General features: G+C 58.8%; 17 protein-coding genes. 8 read left to right on the plus strand and 9 right to left on the minus strand.

Annotation, left to right across the window (positions count from 1 at the left end):
* Positions 1–178: 178 nt before the first annotated feature.
* Both GHK62_RS24375 and GHK62_RS24380 read right to left on the minus strand, forming a co-directional pair.
* Positions 179–601, minus strand: a complete 423-nt coding sequence (locus GHK62_RS24375) for a type II toxin-antitoxin system VapC family toxin (RefSeq protein ID WP_153441624.1) — start codon at positions 599–601, stop codon at positions 179–181.
* On the minus strand, positions 598–855 hold the full coding sequence (locus GHK62_RS24380; RefSeq protein WP_153441625.1) for a FitA-like ribbon-helix-helix domain-containing protein: 258 nt from the start codon (positions 853–855) through the stop codon (positions 598–600). Before GHK62_RS24380 ends, GHK62_RS24375 begins: the two co-directional genes overlap by 4 nt.
* A 318-nt stretch (positions 856–1,173) precedes the next feature.
* On the opposite strand from GHK62_RS24380, the gene GHK62_RS24385 reads away from it, so the two are divergent.
* The 5 genes from GHK62_RS24385 to GHK62_RS24405 all read left to right on the plus strand — a co-directional run bounded on the left by GHK62_RS24385 (position 1,174) and on the right by GHK62_RS24405 (position 5,084).
* Positions 1,174–1,470: a DUF2604 domain-containing protein gene (locus GHK62_RS24385; protein ID WP_167528353.1), complete on the plus strand. Its 297-nt coding sequence runs from the start codon at positions 1,174–1,176 to the stop codon at positions 1,468–1,470.
* Positions 1,463–2,059 carry a putative metal-binding protein gene (locus GHK62_RS24390; protein WP_184108946.1) on the plus strand — a complete coding sequence of 199 codons (597 nt, stop codon included), beginning with the start codon at positions 1,463–1,465 and terminating at the stop codon, positions 2,057–2,059. Before GHK62_RS24385 ends, GHK62_RS24390 begins: the two co-directional genes overlap by 8 nt.
* 44 nt (positions 2,060–2,103) lie before the next feature.
* A complete protein-coding gene (locus GHK62_RS24395; protein ID WP_269285107.1) occupies positions 2,104–2,544 on the plus strand; it encodes a Mov34/MPN/PAD-1 family protein in 441 nt (146 codons plus the stop codon).
* A 2-nt stretch (positions 2,545–2,546) separates the two neighbouring features.
* The gene (locus tag GHK62_RS24400; protein WP_153441628.1) at positions 2,547–4,106 is read left to right on the plus strand and encodes an E2 ligase fold family C protein; all 1,560 of its coding nucleotides are present in this window, start codon (positions 2,547–2,549) and stop codon (positions 4,104–4,106) included.
* Between the two features lie 273 nt (positions 4,107–4,379).
* The gene (locus GHK62_RS24405) at positions 4,380–5,084 is read left to right on the plus strand and encodes a hypothetical protein (protein WP_153441629.1); all 705 of its coding nucleotides are present in this window, start codon (positions 4,380–4,382) and stop codon (positions 5,082–5,084) included.
* 60 nt (positions 5,085–5,144) lie between these two features.
* Here the strand turns inward: GHK62_RS24405 and GHK62_RS24410 are convergent, their stop codons facing one another.
* From GHK62_RS24410 to GHK62_RS24420, 3 genes are all read right to left on the minus strand, one after another.
* A complete protein-coding gene (locus tag GHK62_RS24410) occupies positions 5,145–5,579 on the minus strand; it encodes a beta family protein (protein ID WP_167528354.1) in 435 nt (144 codons plus the stop codon).
* A 92-nt stretch (positions 5,580–5,671) separates the two neighbouring features.
* Positions 5,672–6,442 (minus strand): hypothetical protein, encoded by a 771-nt coding sequence (locus GHK62_RS24415; RefSeq protein WP_153441631.1) that lies wholly within the window; start codon positions 6,440–6,442, stop codon positions 5,672–5,674.
* A gap of 12 nt (positions 6,443–6,454) precedes the next feature.
* Positions 6,455–7,894 carry an SMODS domain-containing nucleotidyltransferase gene (locus tag GHK62_RS24420; RefSeq protein WP_153441632.1) on the minus strand — a complete coding sequence of 480 codons (1,440 nt, stop codon included), beginning with the start codon at positions 7,892–7,894 and terminating at the stop codon, positions 6,455–6,457.
* A 195-nt stretch (positions 7,895–8,089) separates the two neighbouring features.
* Here GHK62_RS24420 and GHK62_RS24425 point away from each other — a divergent pair, with 195 nt between their 5' ends.
* From GHK62_RS24425 to GHK62_RS24435, 3 genes are read left to right on the plus strand one after another with little or no spacing between them, the layout of a single operon-like run.
* Positions 8,090–8,416 carry a helix-turn-helix domain-containing protein gene (locus GHK62_RS24425; protein ID WP_153441633.1) on the plus strand — a complete coding sequence of 109 codons (327 nt, stop codon included), beginning with the start codon at positions 8,090–8,092 and terminating at the stop codon, positions 8,414–8,416.
* Entirely contained in the window at positions 8,413–9,321 is a 909-nt protein-coding gene (locus GHK62_RS24430) for an ImmA/IrrE family metallo-endopeptidase (RefSeq protein ID WP_184108948.1), read from the plus strand. Before GHK62_RS24425 ends, GHK62_RS24430 begins: the two co-directional genes overlap by 4 nt.
* A gap of 5 nt (positions 9,322–9,326) precedes the next feature.
* Positions 9,327–10,043 carry a hypothetical protein gene (locus tag GHK62_RS24435; RefSeq protein ID WP_153441634.1) on the plus strand — a complete coding sequence of 239 codons (717 nt, stop codon included), beginning with the start codon at positions 9,327–9,329 and terminating at the stop codon, positions 10,041–10,043.
* A 225-nt stretch (positions 10,044–10,268) separates the two neighbouring features.
* Here GHK62_RS24435 and GHK62_RS34480 read toward each other — a convergent pair whose 3' ends face one another.
* From GHK62_RS34480 to GHK62_RS24445, 4 genes are all read right to left on the minus strand, one after another.
* Positions 10,269–10,481 carry a PAN domain-containing protein gene (locus GHK62_RS34480; RefSeq protein ID WP_234887030.1) on the minus strand — a complete coding sequence of 71 codons (213 nt, stop codon included), beginning with the start codon at positions 10,479–10,481 and terminating at the stop codon, positions 10,269–10,271.
* 2 nt (positions 10,482–10,483) lie between these two features.
* Positions 10,484–10,690 carry a S1 family peptidase gene (locus GHK62_RS34485; protein WP_269285122.1) on the minus strand — a complete coding sequence of 69 codons (207 nt, stop codon included), beginning with the start codon at positions 10,688–10,690 and terminating at the stop codon, positions 10,484–10,486.
* A complete protein-coding gene (locus GHK62_RS34490; RefSeq protein WP_234887031.1) occupies positions 10,599–11,033 on the minus strand; it encodes a S1 family peptidase in 435 nt (144 codons plus the stop codon). Before GHK62_RS34490 ends, GHK62_RS34485 begins: the two co-directional genes overlap by 92 nt.
* A gap of 428 nt (positions 11,034–11,461) precedes the next feature.
* Positions 11,462–17,026 carry a DUF3320 domain-containing protein gene (locus tag GHK62_RS24445; protein WP_153441635.1) on the minus strand — a complete coding sequence of 1,855 codons (5,565 nt, stop codon included), beginning with the start codon at positions 17,024–17,026 and terminating at the stop codon, positions 11,462–11,464.
* Positions 17,027–17,118 lie beyond the last annotated feature (92 nt).

A 17,118-nucleotide genomic window follows, 5' to 3' on the forward strand; every position in this document is an offset into this window, starting at 1 on the left:
TCGCTCTCGTCCATCATCTGAACGCGCTGCCGCGCAAGTGCCTGGGCTACCGCACGCCGGCCGAAGTCTTCATGGCGCATTTGCGCGAAAGTAGCTGATGCCCTACCCTTCACACGGCATTGTTGCACTTGGATTAGATTCTCCATAACATACCGCCAAAGAAATGAGATCGGCGGGATCATGCCGGCTCCCAGGGGTTGATAATGTCTAGTCCAGCGGCCTCGAACGGACTGGTATCGCGCGTAGCAACCATAAAGCCATGCGTAACCGCCGTGGCGGCGATATAGCCATCCGCCTTGCCGATGGCCTTGCCTGACGTTTTCGCTTGCGCCATCAGGTCCGCATAACTTCGCGACGCGTCCAAGTCGAAGGGAAGAACGCGCCCTGCAAGGGCTGGCAAGACCTCTCCTTCCAAGCGATTCTGAAAGATCGTGCGTCGCTTGCCTGCCGGCATGGCCGCCAAGCCGAAACGCAGTTCGGCCACCGTAATCGCGGACAAATACAGTGTTTCAATCATTTGCGCATCGATCCAGGCCAACACAGTGCGGTCCGGCTCGGCCTTCCACAATTCGGATATGACGTTGGTGTCGAGCACGATCATTCGAAGCTCATCGGTTCAGCAGGAGTCTTGTCACGGAGCTGGTTGAAATGCTCCGCTTCGGCATCCGTCAGCCCTCCAGCTTCATGGGCAATAGACGCCAATAAAGAGCCGAGTTTGACCCGCTCCGGGGGCCGGACAGTCGTTTCGAGGATGTCGCGGATCTCGGCCTCGGTGCTGCGGCCATTCATTGCTGCTCGTACGCGTAGCGCTCGGTGCACCTCGTCGGGCAGGTTCCTAACGGTCACATTTGCCATGATGACTTCCCTTCAATGGCGATATCAAAGATAGCATTATATATCTAGTGCTATCATACCGCAATATCTCATGGAAGATTTCGCCAATACTTTAGCTGCTCTAATCGATTATAGTTGTGATGAGCAGTTTTCCGGGGGTTTACTTGCCTCTCAAGTACCGCGTAAAAAAAACCTAGCACCGATTCGGTAGCTTATCCCCTGTCTTTCACGTACTCGCGGTTCGTGGCGCCGAGTGGACGATCAAAGACCGCCAGCCCGCTCACCAGTGGGTCGGCAGTAGTGCCTTGGGGCCGGTTGGCAAGCCACTGGAGTATGACAATGTCGAAGGATTCGGGTAAGGGCGATAATCACGGAGTCGGCCCCGGGAAGATCGAAATCATCGTCGTGGTGAACGGCCAGCCTACGCAGGTCGAAGCCAATCCTAACCAGCCGCTTCACGTCGTTCGCGCCAAAGCCCTTGAGAACACGCAAAACGTGGCCCAACCTGCCGACAACTGGGAGTTCAAGGACGAGGCCGGCAACTTGCTCGACGTCGACAAGAAAATCGGCGATTTCGGCTTCGCGAACACTGTAACGCTGTTCCTCAGCCTGAAGGCGGGTGTCGCAGGTGCCTGAACTCCAAACTGTGGACCCGGAGGTCTCGCGAGCAAAGTTTGATCGGGAGATCAGCCGGTTCCGGCCATATACAGATGCCTATCGGGCTCAAGGCTGCTTCCTGATCGATGCGAGCTTCCCAAGTGCATTCTTCATATTTGCAAGCCCTAAACTAAAGCCGCGCGTTATCGGCGCAGCCATCGAGATCGACTTCACCAACTACGACTTAAGACCACCGTCTGTGGTCTTTGTCGATCCATTTACGCGCCAGCCGATTGCCCGGAAGGATCTCCCCCTGAATATGCTGAGACGTCCGCCCGGAACGCCGCCGGAAATGATTGGAGCTCTCATCCAGCAGAACGCCGTGACGGATTTCATCCAGGCCAACAGTCTCGAGGACCAACCATTCCTGTGCATGGCGGGAATCCGGGAATACCACGATAATCCAGCGCACTCAGGTGACCCATGGCTACTTCATCGGGGTTCTGGCGAAGGCTGTTTGGCCTTCATCCTGGACAAGATCATCAAGTACGGGACCGGCCCCGTGGAGCAGCTGCAGATTCAGCTTCAATTAGGGCTGCTGGTACCACCTCAGGCCATTCCAGAATGACCGCGTTAGAGGATGTCAGGACAGTCGCCCTCCCCCGAGATTGTGTGTCCACTGCACAGGCGCATCTGCGCTCGGTTGGACAGCAGGGCTATGAAGGAATGGCGCTCTGGGTCGGCGTTCAGCAAGACCAGCACTTTGCGGTAACAGAAACGGTTATCCCGGCGCAGAGACACATCCGAACGAGCGACGGCGTCTGCGTGATAGTTCCTGCCGAAGAACTGCACGTCCTAAACGTCTGGCTCTACAAACGTGGCCTGATGCTTCTGGCGCAGATCCACAGTCATCCGGGCCGCGCCTATCACTCGACGACCGATGACGCCTACGCGATCGCTACCACGGTTGGGTGTCTCTCGCTGGTAGTGCCGAATTTCGCCCGCGAGCCTTTCGACCTTGCTCGTGTTGCCGCCTATCGACTTGACGCGAGGGCGAACTGGAATGAGGTCCCGTCCGCGGCACTGACGCGAATGATCACGATAACGAGTTGACGATGGCCCTTGCTAATTTCATCGACCGCGCCGCGACGGCGGCATCTCAGGTCCTGGCCGATTTTCATTTGGGCGACTTCAAAGCGGCTCTTGAAAAGCAGGTCGTGGCCGTCGCCTTCGACGATCAGGCCGCTTCCTGCGCCGAAGGCCAGGCGACGCTAGATCTTGCGGTGAGGTTGCTTGCCAGACTGTATCCGGTTCTGGCAATACTCCCCTTGGACAGTGCGGCGAGCTCTCAAGCCCAGGCGCTGGAGCGATTGGCAAAGTCGATCAATCCAAAAATCGGCATTCGGCGTTCCGGCAAGTCCGCCATGGTCTGCCTAGTTGCAGGCGCGACGCGCCCATCACTCCGGTGCCCAACCTTTTTCATCGGATCGGACGGTTGGGCGGCAAAGCTGTCGCGTACGGACCCGGTGGGCTCTGGCTCGAGTTTGCTGCCCTATGGAGCTGGCGCCGCCAGTTGCTTCGGCGCCGCCAACGTCTTTCGAACCATCTTCGCCGCCCAGTTAACCGGCGCCGAGTTGGACCAGGACATTGACCTCTCGTTATACAGCTACAACAAGACCAAAGCTGGCGATGCTCGCCCGGTTGACCTTCCTGTCGACCTTGGCGAAACGCACCTCGTTGGGCTCGGCGCGATAGGCCATGGCGCGCTTTGGGCCCTGGCGAGACAATCCGGCCTCTCAGGTCGCCTGCATGTCGTCGACCACGAAGCGGTCGAACTCTCAAACCTGCAGCGCTACGTATTGGCCGGCCAAGCGGAGATCGGCATGTCCAAGGCGGTTCTTGCAACCACCGCCCTTCGATCGACCGCTTTAGAGGTCGAGGCGCACCCGCTGAAGTGGGCAGAACATGTTGCGCGCCGGGGCGACTGGATTTTCGATCGCGTGGGTGTGGCGCTTGACACAGCCGCCGACCGTCTCGCTGTCCAAGGTGCTCTGCCGCGATGGATCGCGAATGCCTGGACGCAGGAACACGATCTCGGCATCTCGCGGCATGGTTTCGATGACGGCCAGGCATGCCTTTGTTGCATGTACCTGCCGTCCGGAAAATCCAAGGACGAGCACCAGCTGATTGCCGAGGAACTCGGGATACCGGAAGCACGCGAGCAGGTGAAAGCGCTATTGCAGACCAACGCCGGCGTGCCCAACGACTTTGTGGTTCGAGTGGCTACGGCGATGGGCGTGCCTTTTGAGCCGCTCGCCCCGTTTGTTGGCCAACCTCTCCGTTCCTTCTACCAGCAGGCTATCTGCGGCGGTCTGGTATTCCAGCTTAGCGATGGAAGTCGTCTCGTTCGAACCGTGGTTCCGATGGCCTTTCAGTCAGCGCTTGCCGGGATCATGCTTGCCGCGGAGCTGGTCAAACATAGTGCGGGTTTTCCCATGAGCCCAACGGCAAGCACTCGCGTGAATCTTCTGCGTCCCCTTGGATCTCACTTACATGACCCGAAAGCCAAAGACTCGAGCGGCCGCTGCATCTGTAGCGACGAAGATTTCATCTCGGCCTATAGGTGCAAATACGGCAACAGCGTTGAACCGCTGAGCAACATATCCGCTGCCTAAGCAGAAGCGGACGTCGCCGTTGCCGCGGACGGGGCGGCAGGGTGTGCGCGTGACAATGTCGGCGCCACTATGACACGCTCGGCCTTTTTCTCTGTCTCCGATCGTTCCACGCGAATTCGGTCCAGCAGGAGTCTTGTCACGGAGGTTATCAGTGGATCCGCGGAGGCCCTTACTCGACCCTCCAGGTGCTGGAGGAACGCTTCGGCACGGACTATCCCTTCGGGCTCCTCGAAGAGGTTGCGCAGAACATCGTCGACGAGGCCGGGGGACTGGATGAATGGTCGCCGATCGAAGCACCGGATTTCGAACGACCTCGATGATCCGTTCGCCGCACCGACCGCCGAGGAACGGAGGGTGGCCGCTGCGCGGGTCAGGAACAGTGTCCTCGAACTTGAGGCTCTTCTCGCGCCGCTCATAGAGATCGAGCGCGAAACGAGAGGGGCAGACGTCGACGCTGGACCTGGGATAGGCCACAATAAGCCGCCTGGCCCTATCGAGGACGCAGGATTCCCGCCTGGCTTCTTTTTGTCGCTCGGAGTTGATGCAGAAACGATTGCCAACGCCGTCGCGCGAACAGAGGATCTCCTGGAGGGTGCCACCACGGCACCCGATGTCGACGACGGCGCGAAGCCTGATGACTCCAACACTGTCCTCGCTCGCGCCATGTCGTACCACGCCGAGGCGTTGCAGGAGAATACGAAGGTCGTCAGGGCGAACTCGGAGCTTCTCAGGGAAAACTCGAGGAAGCTCCACAGCTTCAAGAAAGCTGGGCTTCTTACGGCTGCTGGAGCCGCGATCGGGACGGTGTTCAATGGCGCCCTGACCAAGATCGGAGAATTGCTCGTCGAGAAGGGAATGGCCCTGCTCGAGCCGCTGGGTCCTTCGGCGTTGGCGTACTTCGACCTCGTCGTCACGAAGATCGCTCAGGTGGTGGAGGCTGCCTCCGGTTACGTCGGCACCCTCCCGCTTCCCTTCTAACCGTACCCGGTGCCCGGTTCGGAGCTTTGGATGGCCGATCGGCATTCGCACGCTCCGTGATCATCTGCGGGCCATTCGCGCAAGATGCTGGTTTGCCCTGACGGAGAGCCATGGTCCGGGAACGGTGAATGTCGTCCCGTCGAATTTCAGGCTGCCACCTCGCACGGCTTCGATCACCTGCGTTCCCCAGCAATGCGCCCTGCCCTCCCAGGGTCCGGTCTCCGCCATTAATGCGGTCGCTGACCGAACGAATCCCTGGGGATCGTCCTTGGTGAGATCAAGTTTGATCCGCCAGCTTTCCAACTCGACGAGATCCACATGCGGATACCACCCATTGCTCCCTGAGCCCTTCGGCCGCTTCGCGACCGACATGTAGTCGCCATAGCCAACCTTCCAGTCCTTGCTGACCGAGCGATGCAGCGCGACTTCTCCCATCGTCACGATCTCGGGATAGTCCTTGAGCGAGTCCTTCGGAAAACTGTTCGAGATCAGCACGATCGTGATTTCATCGAATGTGGGCTGGAAATCTCCAGATTGGCCTTGAACTGTTGGAACGCGCCGGCAATCGTCGTGGCCATGGATGCGCCTCAGATACCGATGCGAGCGCGTATGCGCTCCCATTCGGCGGTCAGCGTTGGGTTCTGCTCATTGAAGATCTTCGTGGACAGGAGGATCGCAGCGGTCGATTTGGTTGTCTCGTAGTAGGCGAAGAATTCAATGATCTGGGCCTGAGTGATGGACTTCGATGCCCCCCGACCGCCGTTGAAGAGCCTGTTAAAGTCGTTGAAGAGATGTTCGCAGCGCATGCGGAGCCATTCCATGCGAATCAGTCGTCCGACGATCTCCCCGCTGAAGATTGCTTGCGCCGCAACGCCGATAACCTCGAGATCGGTTGAGGGATATGCCATCGCCGCAACCCAGGCCACGAGGTAGCCGAGCGTCGTGATCCGCTGCCACCGCAGCATCTTGCGGACGATGCAGCGCGTGAAAAACACGCTTTCCATGGAATTGGCCGCCAGCCGCCTGAGCGGGTTCGTCTGGTCGTTATTGTAGTAGCCCACGGTCTCCTCATGCGTGAGCGCGACGTTGAAGCTGTTCGATAGCGCCTCCTGCCGTCTGGCATCCTCCGCCCTTGGGAAGAGGTAGATGTTCTGAACCTGTCCATGCACAAAGAAGAGCAGAGCGCCGATCAGGAACACGATCTGGAGAGCGATGTTCGCCTGCGGGTACGCGGCCTTGTCGATGAAAAGAGTGACGATGGACAGGATGGAGATCACCCAGAACAGCCAGCCTCCGATAGCGTCCATCAGCGTGAGTGGGCCGTAAAAATTCTTACTGACGGTATCGACCTTAGGCATTCGTTTCTCCTGCTACTTGATCACGACGTAGAACGGGTCACTCTGGCCAACAACACGATCGTCGCGTCGCCTGATGATGAAGGCTTCTGCCATATGAACACCGCGGTACTGCAGCCCCTCCCAACGGCGATCGCCTTCGGTGGGTCTTTCGAAGCCGCCCCGCCCGCATTTCTGAGCCATCGCGGCTGCACCCGTATTCGTGATACGCCATCGAACGTAGCAGTCGGTCGGCACGGTCTGGAACTTGTTGATGCGGACATCGAACCAGAGTCCACCACTGGGAGCGAGCGCCTCCCCCGAACTGATCCGGTGTCCTCTTCCCTTCAGCTTGGTACCGCTATGCTCCGCAAAGACCTGAACATTGCGCGAGACGGTTTCCGCCATCGGCCAGGGCGGCGCCTGCTGATGCGGCGGCCTGTTGAAGATGGACGGAAGGATTCCCACACCGTAATCGATCACGGTATCGACGAGACCATCAAGATGGGCCGCCGTATCCATGAGGAGGACCCGTGCGCGATCGGTCACCGAAGCCTCGGACTTCTTCACGTTCTCACCCTTCGCGAAGTCATCGCCAAAGACCCTACGCCATTTCTCGATGCTTTCGGCGCGGTTCGGGGCCTCTATGGCTTCATCGATCCACGTCCGATACTTATGCACGAAGTTGCGAAAGTTCGCGTACTGGGTGTCGTTCCAGAGATCCGCGAAGTCCTGCGATTTCAGGGACGGGTTCTCGACCTTCGGCTTGTCCGGGCGCTCCTGCAGCCAGTCGTCGAGCCTTGCCATGATCGTCTGAAGCGCGCTCGGCGTGTCGGCGAAGGCCATCGTGTCCTTGTCCCACCACTCGATCCGATGGCCGATCAAGGTCGTCAGCAGGACTGACTGGCAACTGAACCGCTTCTTGATGTCGCGGATGTACTTGATCAGCCGCGTCGCCTTCCGGAAGGAGTTGTTGCCCGAGTATCCGTTCTTTTCCTTGATCCAGCGGGTGAATTCGATCGGCTGAGACTCTTCGAATTCGTCGGCGCGCTTGTTGCAGACCTCGAGGGTTCCCTGATACTCGCGATCCGTCACCAGCGGCGCGATGTCGATCTTGCAATCATCGGCGTAGGTGATGGTGACGCAGTAATCGTAGACGACCGTCATCTCGCCATAGCGCTTACTGTCCCGGAAAACCCGACCGAGTTCCTTCACGTACTGGGCGGCGCTCCAACCGTCGACGGGTTTGACCTTCACGAGCAGATCTGCGTCGAACTCTCCCTTGTCCACGGGACGGATGATCGTGTCGTGTGCCCACGACCCTTGCTCGATGAAACGAAGAATCTGTGGATCCCAGTCGGACGCCCTGAGAAAATCTTTGATGGCGTCGACGCGAGCTGAGAGCAAATCGATGCGCGTCTGATTGAGGTTGACCGTGTCCTTTAGGAAATCCTTGAAATCACTTACAAGCTTCATGCCTCTTTCCGATCTCGTTCTGGCGCTGCGGCTAAGGTACGCTTCGGCCTCTCAGCGGGCGTTTCCAAAATTGGGTTCGCTGTAATGCTTCATAAAGTATCGCTACTCCGAACAAGATGGGGATATTGATTTCCGGAGTCAAGGCCCATACTGTATAGCTACACCGAACAATGAAATGCGACGAACGATTCCGCCATGACCCAGTTAACATTCGGCAAGAAAATCAAGGAGCTGCGCACGAAGAAGGGGCTAACCCTGGACCAGCTCGCGGCAACGACTGGTTCGTCGAAGAGCTACATATGGGAGCTGGAGAACAAGGATCCGCCGCGCCCTTCTGCTGAAAAGCTCGCTGCAATCGCCGCAGCCCTTGGGGTTACCACCGACTATCTCATCGGACGCGAAGAGGTCACCCTAGCTGATGCCGAGGACAAGGCCTTCTTCCGCGAATACAGCCAGATGCCCGACGACACGCGGGAAAAGATCCGTGCGATGGCGAGGTTGCTCGGAGGCAAGAAGGAGTGACGCCGAAGTCGTCGCGGAGTGCCGCAAACAATATCTCGCTGGTTCTGAACACCGTCCTCGGGAACGACCGGTTCGACCGTGGTCCCGTTAACGTCGGAGAGCTTGCCATCGAATATACAAGGCAGATCTCCCCGAACAGTCACATCGAGCATGTTGTCGCCGAAGATCTCCCTGGCTGTGAAGGGGCCCTCGTGCCGGGCGAAACTCAGCCGCGGCGCTGGGCGATCATGTATGATCGGAAGCAGAATGCAGGTCGCCGGGCCTACACTGTGGCGCACGAACTCGGTCACTTCGTTCTTCATCGCAATCTCGTCGACGATGATCCGGAATTCGACGGAGGGTTCTACTGCACGAAGGAAGCCGTCGAACACGGCATTGGTAGAGATATAGAGAAGGAGGCGAACGAGTTCGCCGCCAATCTTCTCATGCCGCTCGACGACTTCAGGCGGTTCGTCCCTTCAGACAGTCTCGCGGGTCTCACCCGCCTCGGCGAGGCGGCAGAACGCTATGGCGTCTCCCTGACAGCGGCGACGCTCCGCTGGCTGGAGTACACGACCACCAGGGCGATGGTTGTCGCATCCGTGGATGGGTTCGCGCTTTGGGCGAAGTCGAGCGAAGCCGCATTCAAGTCCGGGCGCTTTCTCAGGACGAAGAGCGAACTATTCGAACTGCCTGCAGCCTCCTTTGCCGCTCGGAAGGCCTACGGCAACGAATCCTTGGAAGGCGTTCGGCAGAAAGCCGGAATCTGGTTTCCGGAGCCGGTTGTCGAGATGTGCATGCGGACTGACAAATACGATTTCGAACTCACCCTGCTGCATTTCGAGGGCAAAGCGCCTGCGTTTCAGGCCGAGGACGAATTCGAAGACTCCTATACCCAGTTCTTCAAGATCGGAGCGCCGGGGTAACGGACATGGTCGAAATCAACCTTCCAGAGAGCGAAATTTCCGCACTGAAGGCTATAGATGAACGAGAACTCGACAGGCTGATCGACAGGGCCATTCAGGATGAGGCTCTCGGTGATCTGCATCGCCTGCCACTGTCGAGTTGTGGCGCCTACGTCAGCAACGAGTTCCGTAGTTTCGGTGAATCCCTGAAGCGATATCGCGAGTCCAGATCTGCGAAGAAGCGCGAGGAAACGCGCTCCAGCGCCGTGCGTGCTGGAAATAAATTGTCATTTGCCGTCATGGGCATGAAGCGCCGCATGGAAACCGAAAAGCAGGAGGGCAAGCTCTTCCGCGTGGACGACAATGTTCTCTGGCCTTACACCTTCAGTAGGAAGATGCAGGTCACAATTGGCTATCGATGGCGCAGAACCGTCAAGGACGAATGGCAATTCGGAAGCATAACGTTTGAACATAAAGTCAACCAGCGTCCCGTCTATCAGCTCGCCCCTCCGAAGAGGAAACCGAGCGCAGCAAAACAAGCCCGGCAGCTTCAGGCTGAACTTGCATCCATATGGGAGCACTTCATGCGGCAAGCGCTCTATAGCGTCAGGAATTTCTTTCGCGAGGGAGGTGTTGGGAGCGACATTCCCGAGAGGTTCCGAGCAATCCCCGATGCCTACGACGAGCACTTGAACAACTACAGCACCGTGTTTTGGAAGAATGGTTCTGGAAGCACTTCCTGATCCGTGAACTGCGGAACAATCATGCAAGCACGTCATTTCGTGCTCTTCCAGGTCTTCTCGTCATTCTCTTCCAAGCAGAAAGCGTCGTCACGTAGCCGCGTCGACAGACAAACGGGCAATGAGACTTATAGCGCCTCGATGTCATCGAGCGAGTATCGCGGCAGGTCGAGCGGAACGGAGTATCCGAGCCAACGGTCGGGAAAGGTGTCTTCGCAGGAGGAGTGACTACTTCACTCCGAGATCGACACCCTTTGCTGTCCTCGGCCGACCGAGCGCGTTCTTCAACCAGCACTCCTTCTTCTTGGAGACGTAGGCGAAGGCACGGCAGGCATTGTCGCCGACACAAGCGACGAAGCATTCCAGATAGTTGGTCTGCCTGATCCGCTTGTAGTCGCCGCCGGGAAGATCCATTCCCGAATAACTCGTAAAATCGGACATGATCACGTCCGCCGCCTTCGAGGCCGAGTAGGCTGCAGGTCAGCAGCCTGTTTCGAGAAGGTGGCGCTCGTGATCCCCAGCAGGAAACCGTCACGATCCACGACGGGGCCGCCGGAGTTACCCGGCTGGATCGGTGTAGATATCTGGATGTAGCGGGTATCGTTCTTGAGACCAGCGAGCGCGTTGACATTTCCGGTCGTGATCTTCACGGAATCCGCCAGCAGGTCCGCCGGGGGGATAGCCGATGGCAACGATGTCCTCACCGAGGCGGATAGGTGCGCGCCTGAAGCTGAGAGGAACCATCGGTGTGTCTTCGTTCACCTTGATCAAGGCGAGATCGTTGGTCGCGTCAATCCTCGGATCGGTCGCAGCGCCTCTGCCCTTCACCTCCACGCGGTCGCAGCCATCTACGACATGGGCGTTCGTCATGAGCCAGCCGTCCGCGGTGACGGCGAATCCTATTCCGGAAGATTTCGGTTCTTCAGCGGCGGCATCCATAACCACTGCGACGGCAAGGATTCCAGCCACAACAATCCGCGCAGACATCTTCATCGTCAGTTCCTCAATACAAGGCAACCTAAACTCTCCGGGCGAAGGAATTCAATGAGCTCATTTGCGAAGGTAGCTCTTTGCACCACTGTCGGTGTAGCAGAACTGCCCGCCACGAGGCCCTGTGCAGAATGACCCTGAACGACACAGGCACTCTTCGTCTGCCGTCGGGGCCATCGATTGCGATGCGCCACCCATCAGCCCCATGGCACCGCCCATCGTGGCGGTGCATGATTTCTTGCTGGCGCTCGCCGAGCCGTCATTGCAGATGAACGTATCGCCACGGCAGCCCGCGATGCCGCCCTTCCTCCCGCTCCAGGGAGTATTGGCGGCCTGAAGATTCGTTGCGTGCAAAAGAATGGCTGCGACCACGAGGACACACCAAGAACCATGGCAGACCCGACGGCGTTCTATTGTGCCGAAGAAAATCATCATTCGGGTGCGGTCGTCGGCCCCAAGGTGAGCATTCCATCACGAACCTGCAGGGTCCCCTGCGCCGTCAGCAGTTCGATCCGGGACACGATGAAATCCCTCAACTGACTGCTGGTGGCGCGGAATCCCAGTCCCCTCGCAATGGCATTGACGGCTTCGTCCTCGGTTGCGCCGAAGCTCGTCTCGATGATCGAGGTAAGCCCCTCGTCGATCTCCATCGGCGGGATCATGTCGATCCTACGCAGCCCGGACGAGGTGACCATGCTACGGTCGCGCATGCGAACCATGGCGCCCGGCCACAGGAGGAAATCTCCTGAGCGAAGAATCTCACCTGCGTTCACGGCGACACGGATGGCGTTGCCGACATGCGCATCGATCCGGCTCCCTGCCCGCTGGAGACCCCAGGCAGTCCGAATTCGGGTCACCACCTCGTCCCTATGCACGGGACCTTCGACCTCGACCGTCTCCTTGATCAACTTGACCAGCGTCCCTGTCGGAACTTCATGGAGCTCGCCCACGATATTTGGCTTCAGCGAAGCCTCCTCGTAGAGGTTCGAGCCATCTCCATCCGTCGATACCGGCTGGAGACCGATCTCCGTCACAGTGGCGCGTTCAATTGTCACGACTTCCACCGGAACCGCCCGCGAAGACGCATGCGTGTGATCTGCTCCAGACAAAGCATTCGTCTTGGCCTGTTCGATGGCGGCAATCAGGCGATCGAGTTCGGCCTTAGGCCTCTGGAACCAATCCGAACTCCATATGCGGTGGATCGTCCAGCCATGATCCTCAAGCACCGCTTGTCTCAGTCGGTCACGGTCACGCGCCGAGCGGGAGTCATGGTAAGATGCACCGTCGCATTCGATCCCGATAAGGTAGCGGCCGGGGACCGCCTCGTCAGCCACGGCAAGGTCGATGAAGAACCCGGCAATGCCGACCTGCGGATGGACCTGGTATCCCCTCTCCTGAAGGGCCGCCATCACCTGCTCTTCGAACACGCTGTCCATCGCCCGGTCGGAGCGCTGTGACATTGAAAGTCGCCCTGTCCGCGCGTAGTGAAGGAAGAGCTTGAAGGCAACCACGCCCTTCCCCTTGCCGCGTTCGAGATCGATGTCCTCGTCGGTGATGGAAGCGTAGACCTCGCAGCGTCGCTTGGCGCGGCTGATCAGGACATTGAGGCGGCGCTCGCCTCCTTCGGCACCCAAGGGCCCGAAGCGCATGCCCATGTAGCCTTGGGCGTTTTTCGCGTACGCGACCGAAATGAGGATCACGTCGCGCTCGTCGCCCTGTACGTTTTCGAGATTCTTGACAAAAAACGGTTCATGGGGATGCGAATGGAAGAACTCCTCCGTCTGCGAATTGAGACGCCGTAATAGTTCCAGCTGCTCCTGAATCTCGCGCCGCTGCTTGATGGAGAATGCAGCCACGCCGAGCGAAAGATGCGGGGATTGCAGCGCATGGCGGATGATCGCCTCAGCCACTAGCTTAGCCTCGACCTTGTTTACGCCGTCCTCGAACACGCCTCCGGGGACATGATGGAAGCGCAGCCCCATACCTGCTTCCTGGGTATACGGACTTGGCACGATGAACAGTTTGCTGTCGTAGAACTGCGAGTTCGATACGGCGATCAACGATTGATGTCGGCTGCGGTAGTGCCAGCGGAGCATCTTCTCCGGCAGCCCACGGGCGGAGAAGAGGCCAAGAATGCTCTCGATGTCGAAGACCTGTGCGCCGTCCTGCTCGTCGTCTTCCTCGGAACCGCCCGAGGTCATCTTCGCGAAGAACTTCGTTGGAGGAAGCTGGCGTTCGTCACCGACCACGACGACCTGCTTCGCCCTGGCAATCGCACCAAGTGCATCCACCGGCTGGATCTGACTGGCCTCATCCATGACGAGTATGTCGAACTCGAGCAATCCAGGTGGCAGGAACTGTGCGATCGAGAGCGGGCTCATCATGAACACTGGCTTCAATGCCTGGATTGCGGGGGCCGCCTTCTGCATGAGCTGCCGGATCGGCATGTGGTTGCGTCTGCGCGCCATCTCGCCCCGAAGGATGCCAACTGGGCCTATGCCGCTGACCTGAGGGATCTTGCGATGGTGCGCACGGACAACTTCCAGCCTGGAAAGGCGCATGCGGCTGCGATCCAGCGAGGCGAACTCACCGACGAGTCTTCCATGAACCTCGCCGTCGAAACGGGCCAATTCCGTATCCTGCGAATGTTGGTGACGAAGGACTGCCTCATAGAACGCCATCTCGAAATACGGAATCGCGTCCGAAGTCGGAATTCGCCCGTCCTGAAGCCGTTCCACGACAAGGCTAACGCCGAGCTTCCTGGCGTCCTCGGCGCGCGCGTTATAGGCGGCGAACTTCGAAAGTTGCTCTTCGTTCTCGATCCAGCGGGCCAGTTTCTCGCCGAACTGGGACAAAGGCGTCGCGGTGACATCCAATGTCTCGAAGAGCACTTTGAGATCCGCTTGCAGCAATGTGAGGATGTCGGAGACCTGCGCGATGAAAGCGTCTCCACCGGTCGCGGCCTGGCGAGCCCTAGCCGCCACATCCCTGCGATCGGATACTTTGGATGCGAGGACTCGAATGTCGCGGTTCTGCGAAACCCACTCCGAAACTACCGAGAGCTGCTGCCAGTCCGAAGCCCCGCCCTTCCAAAGGTCGCCGAACGCGGCGCTGCCGAGCTCCCTGAAGTTCTCGATGGACCTTTTTCGCTCCTGGGCAACGGCCAGTCGCTCCAGCCAGGCGACGCGCTCGCTGTTCTGACTAGGAAGAGAGCGAGCGAGCGGGGTGAAGACACCGTCCGCATCAGCGATCTCCTTCAAGACTGCCGCGGCCTGCGTAAGGACGACTTCATCGGCCGCCGCCGCATTCTGGAAGAGAGAGGCGCTCTGATCACCCACATCGGACCAGAGAAGGAATAGAAGCCTCCTTGCCTCCTCCAGCAGCGCCCTCACCTGCTCGCAACGCGATGCCACCGCCGCCTTGTCCGTGAGCCTGCTCGCGATCATCCGGGCTTCCGCGCCCAATCCTCTGAGGCTTCGCATCCAGAGCACAAGGCTCTCGAGCGGCTGTGGATCCGAGCGCTCACCGCGCCAGTCCGCACCGAAGGCGCCGCGACCGAGGCTGTCTCCATCCCGGATAGCCGCCCGAGCCTCCTTTCCCTTGTGCAGGAGGTCGAGGAGACGAACCGTTTCCTCAGGCGTGGTATCCGGCATAACCGTTCGCAGAAGAGCCTTCGCCCTGCGCCAATCGCCGCTGAGGAACTTCAGCATCTTGTGGCCGTGCATGGCAAACGCGGTTCGAGCCTGTGTCAGATCGATGTCCCAGGCCGGATCACTAACCTTCCCTGACAGGTCCGTCTTGATCTGCCGATAGATGGCGACCGCATCGGCAAGATCACTCGCCTGATCCAGACCTCGCTCCCAGATCGCCGCAACGAACGCGTCAGGACTTGCATCGGGTGCGTCCGCCACACGCTCACCAATCGTAACCAGCCTTCCGATCGATCCGAGCGTCGGCGATGCATTCATGCCCAGCATCTGCTTCAGTGAAGCTGCCGTCTGGAGGAAGCGCGGCAGAAGAGCGTCGATCTGCGCAATCAGGGAGAAGCCTGACTGCGAAAACGTCGCCGGCAGCCGCTTGAACGACGAGAGCAGTGGCTGCGGATCAGCCTGCCACGCGGTTTCATTCAGGCTTGCATTGACCTGCAACGAGAGCCGAAGGAACTCTGCGACGTCGCGGATGATCCTCGCGATGTCTTCACGCGAGGTGTCCCAAACGGGCGCCGCCAGCGCTGCGGAAGAAATTTCCTCCGGAGAGCTCGCCAAGCGCTCGGCAAGCGCCATCACCTTCGTGAATTCGCTCACCGATGCCGCGGCTTCCTGGTGGAGCGCCTGTGTCACGTCATTCATCGATCCACGGACCGCTACCAGATCTCTCGATACGTCAGTCAAGCGCTTGGTGAGGCGTTCGAGATCAAGAGGCGTAATTCCAGTCAGCCCGACCCCGTACCAGGCATGCCGCGAGGGAAGTCCTATGTCGTCGATCCTCTGGGCCAGTTCCGACAGAACCGAGACGATCCGCTCACGCGTCTCCGGCGTCCAGTTCACTGACCCGGTGAGCTCGATGTCGGATGGCGGCATACCTATCCGTCGCAGGCGCGATAGATGACCGATCACTTGATAAGGAGAGAGATCATAGGGTCGGTAGATCCTGTGCATCCGCTCGGGATGTGCATTGAGATTGTTCCTGGCTTCGAGAAGCCGACGGTCGAGCGCATCCGCGGCCTCTCCCTTGGGCGCTCCCAATTCCCAAACATGCTGGAGTTCGGCGAGAACGGCTCGTTTGTTAGCCTTGTTTGAATGAAGCTCCAGGCAAGCATCCCCTATCCCTGCCTGATCGAGACGCCGCTTGACCACCTCGAGTGCAGCCATCTTTTCCGCGACGAAGAGAACGGTCTTTCCATCTGCCACGGCGGCGGCGATGATATTGGCGATGGTCTGGGACTTGCCCGTTCCGGGGGGGCCCTGGATGACAAGGTCGCGACCGCGGCGAGCCTCGTGGATCGCGACAGTCTGCGAGCTGTCGGCATCAACTATGTGCGTCATTTCCGATGGCGAGATGTGCCTGTCAATCTTCTCGTCATCCGGCAACAGGTCGTCGGTCCTGGTAAACCCGTCCGAAACCAGAGACGTAATGAGAAGCCGTTCCGTGAACTTCGCGTTCGCCGGCCATAGGCTGGGATCGAGATCTCGGTACATCAGGAACTTGGCGAAAGAGAAGAACCCGAGGACGATATCATTGGGCTGCACCGACCAGGTCGGCTTGATAGAAACTGCGGCGGAGACCTGTCGGGCATATTCATCGAACGAAAAGTCTTCCGACGGCTCGAATTCCGGCATGCTGATCTTATGCACCCGCTCGAGGAATGCCTCCAGTGAGAGGTTCGATGCGAAATCCTCCGGCCGCGCGCGAAGCTTGAAACGCTCTGCGGCACTTCCACGCTCTAGGGCCACCGGCACCAATATGAGCGGGGCGTAGCGTACGTTCTCGAAATTGTTGGGATCGACCCACTTTAATGTGCCGAGGCCGAGATAGAGGATGTTGACGCCCTGCTCCTCCTCCAGGGTCCGGGCATCGAAATAGAGATCGAGAAGCCGCTTCTGAAGCGCGTTCGGTGTCATCCGAGTCTGGAGCTTGGTGTCACCATGTCGAATAAGTCGCCCTGCCTCGTCGCGTTCGTCGTCGTCCGGCAGGGCGAGTTCAATGAGTTCTTCGGCGCCTTCGCCTTCCTTAGGCTCACGCCCCTTCGCTCCGGCGAGAAAGGTCATGGCCTTGCCTTCGGTTACAAGTATCTTGAAGATCTCGGATGACTGTTCGTCGACCACGTCGATCGTCTTCGCGCTCTTGGAAAAGCGTGGAACGTTCAGGAGCCTGTTTCGAGCTGAAAGATCAAGAAGTTCCGTCCTCGCCCGCTCTATCTTGGCTTCGACCGAAAGGCTGCTTTGGAAGATTGATGTCTCGGCAACTACATCTGGATTGATAGCGGTATCGTTCATGTCCCCGTCCCCCTCAACGCAAGTGATGCATAAACAGGGTCCACGGGTCTAGTAGCATTAGAGCAACTTTGACGTTTATTATGGTGATACTT

The organism is Sinorhizobium terangae, assembly GCF_009601505.1.
Taxonomy (GTDB): Bacteria; Pseudomonadota; Alphaproteobacteria; order Rhizobiales; family Rhizobiaceae; genus Sinorhizobium; species Sinorhizobium terangae.

Coding starts and splice junctions, on each gene's coding strand:
- GHK62_RS24375 (WP_153441624.1), bottom strand. CDS start 601: ATGATCGTGCTCGACACCAACGTCATATCCGAATTGTGGAAGGCCGAG.
- GHK62_RS24380 (WP_153441625.1), bottom strand. CDS start 855: ATGGCAAATGTGACCGTTAGGAACCTGCCCGACGAGGTGCACCGAGCG.
- GHK62_RS24385 (WP_167528353.1), top strand. CDS start 1,174: ATGTCGAAGGATTCGGGTAAGGGCGATAATCACGGAGTCGGCCCCGGG.
- GHK62_RS24400 (WP_153441628.1), top strand. CDS start 2,547: ATGGCCCTTGCTAATTTCATCGACCGCGCCGCGACGGCGGCATCTCAG.
- GHK62_RS24405 (WP_153441629.1), top strand. CDS start 4,380: ATGAATGGTCGCCGATCGAAGCACCGGATTTCGAACGACCTCGATGAT.
- GHK62_RS24415 (WP_153441631.1), bottom strand. CDS start 6,442: ATGCCTAAGGTCGATACCGTCAGTAAGAATTTTTACGGCCCACTCACG.
- GHK62_RS24420 (WP_153441632.1), bottom strand. CDS start 7,894: ATGAAGCTTGTAAGTGATTTCAAGGATTTCCTAAAGGACACGGTCAAC.
- GHK62_RS24425 (WP_153441633.1), top strand. CDS start 8,090: ATGACCCAGTTAACATTCGGCAAGAAAATCAAGGAGCTGCGCACGAAG.
- GHK62_RS24435 (WP_153441634.1), top strand. CDS start 9,327: ATGGTCGAAATCAACCTTCCAGAGAGCGAAATTTCCGCACTGAAGGCT.
- GHK62_RS34480 (WP_234887030.1), bottom strand. CDS start 10,481: ATGTCCGATTTTACGAGTTATTCGGGAATGGATCTTCCCGGCGGCGAC.
- GHK62_RS34490 (WP_234887031.1), bottom strand. CDS start 11,033: ATGAAGATGTCTGCGCGGATTGTTGTGGCTGGAATCCTTGCCGTCGCA.
- GHK62_RS24445 (WP_153441635.1), bottom strand. CDS start 17,026: ATGAACGATACCGCTATCAATCCAGATGTAGTTGCCGAGACATCAATC.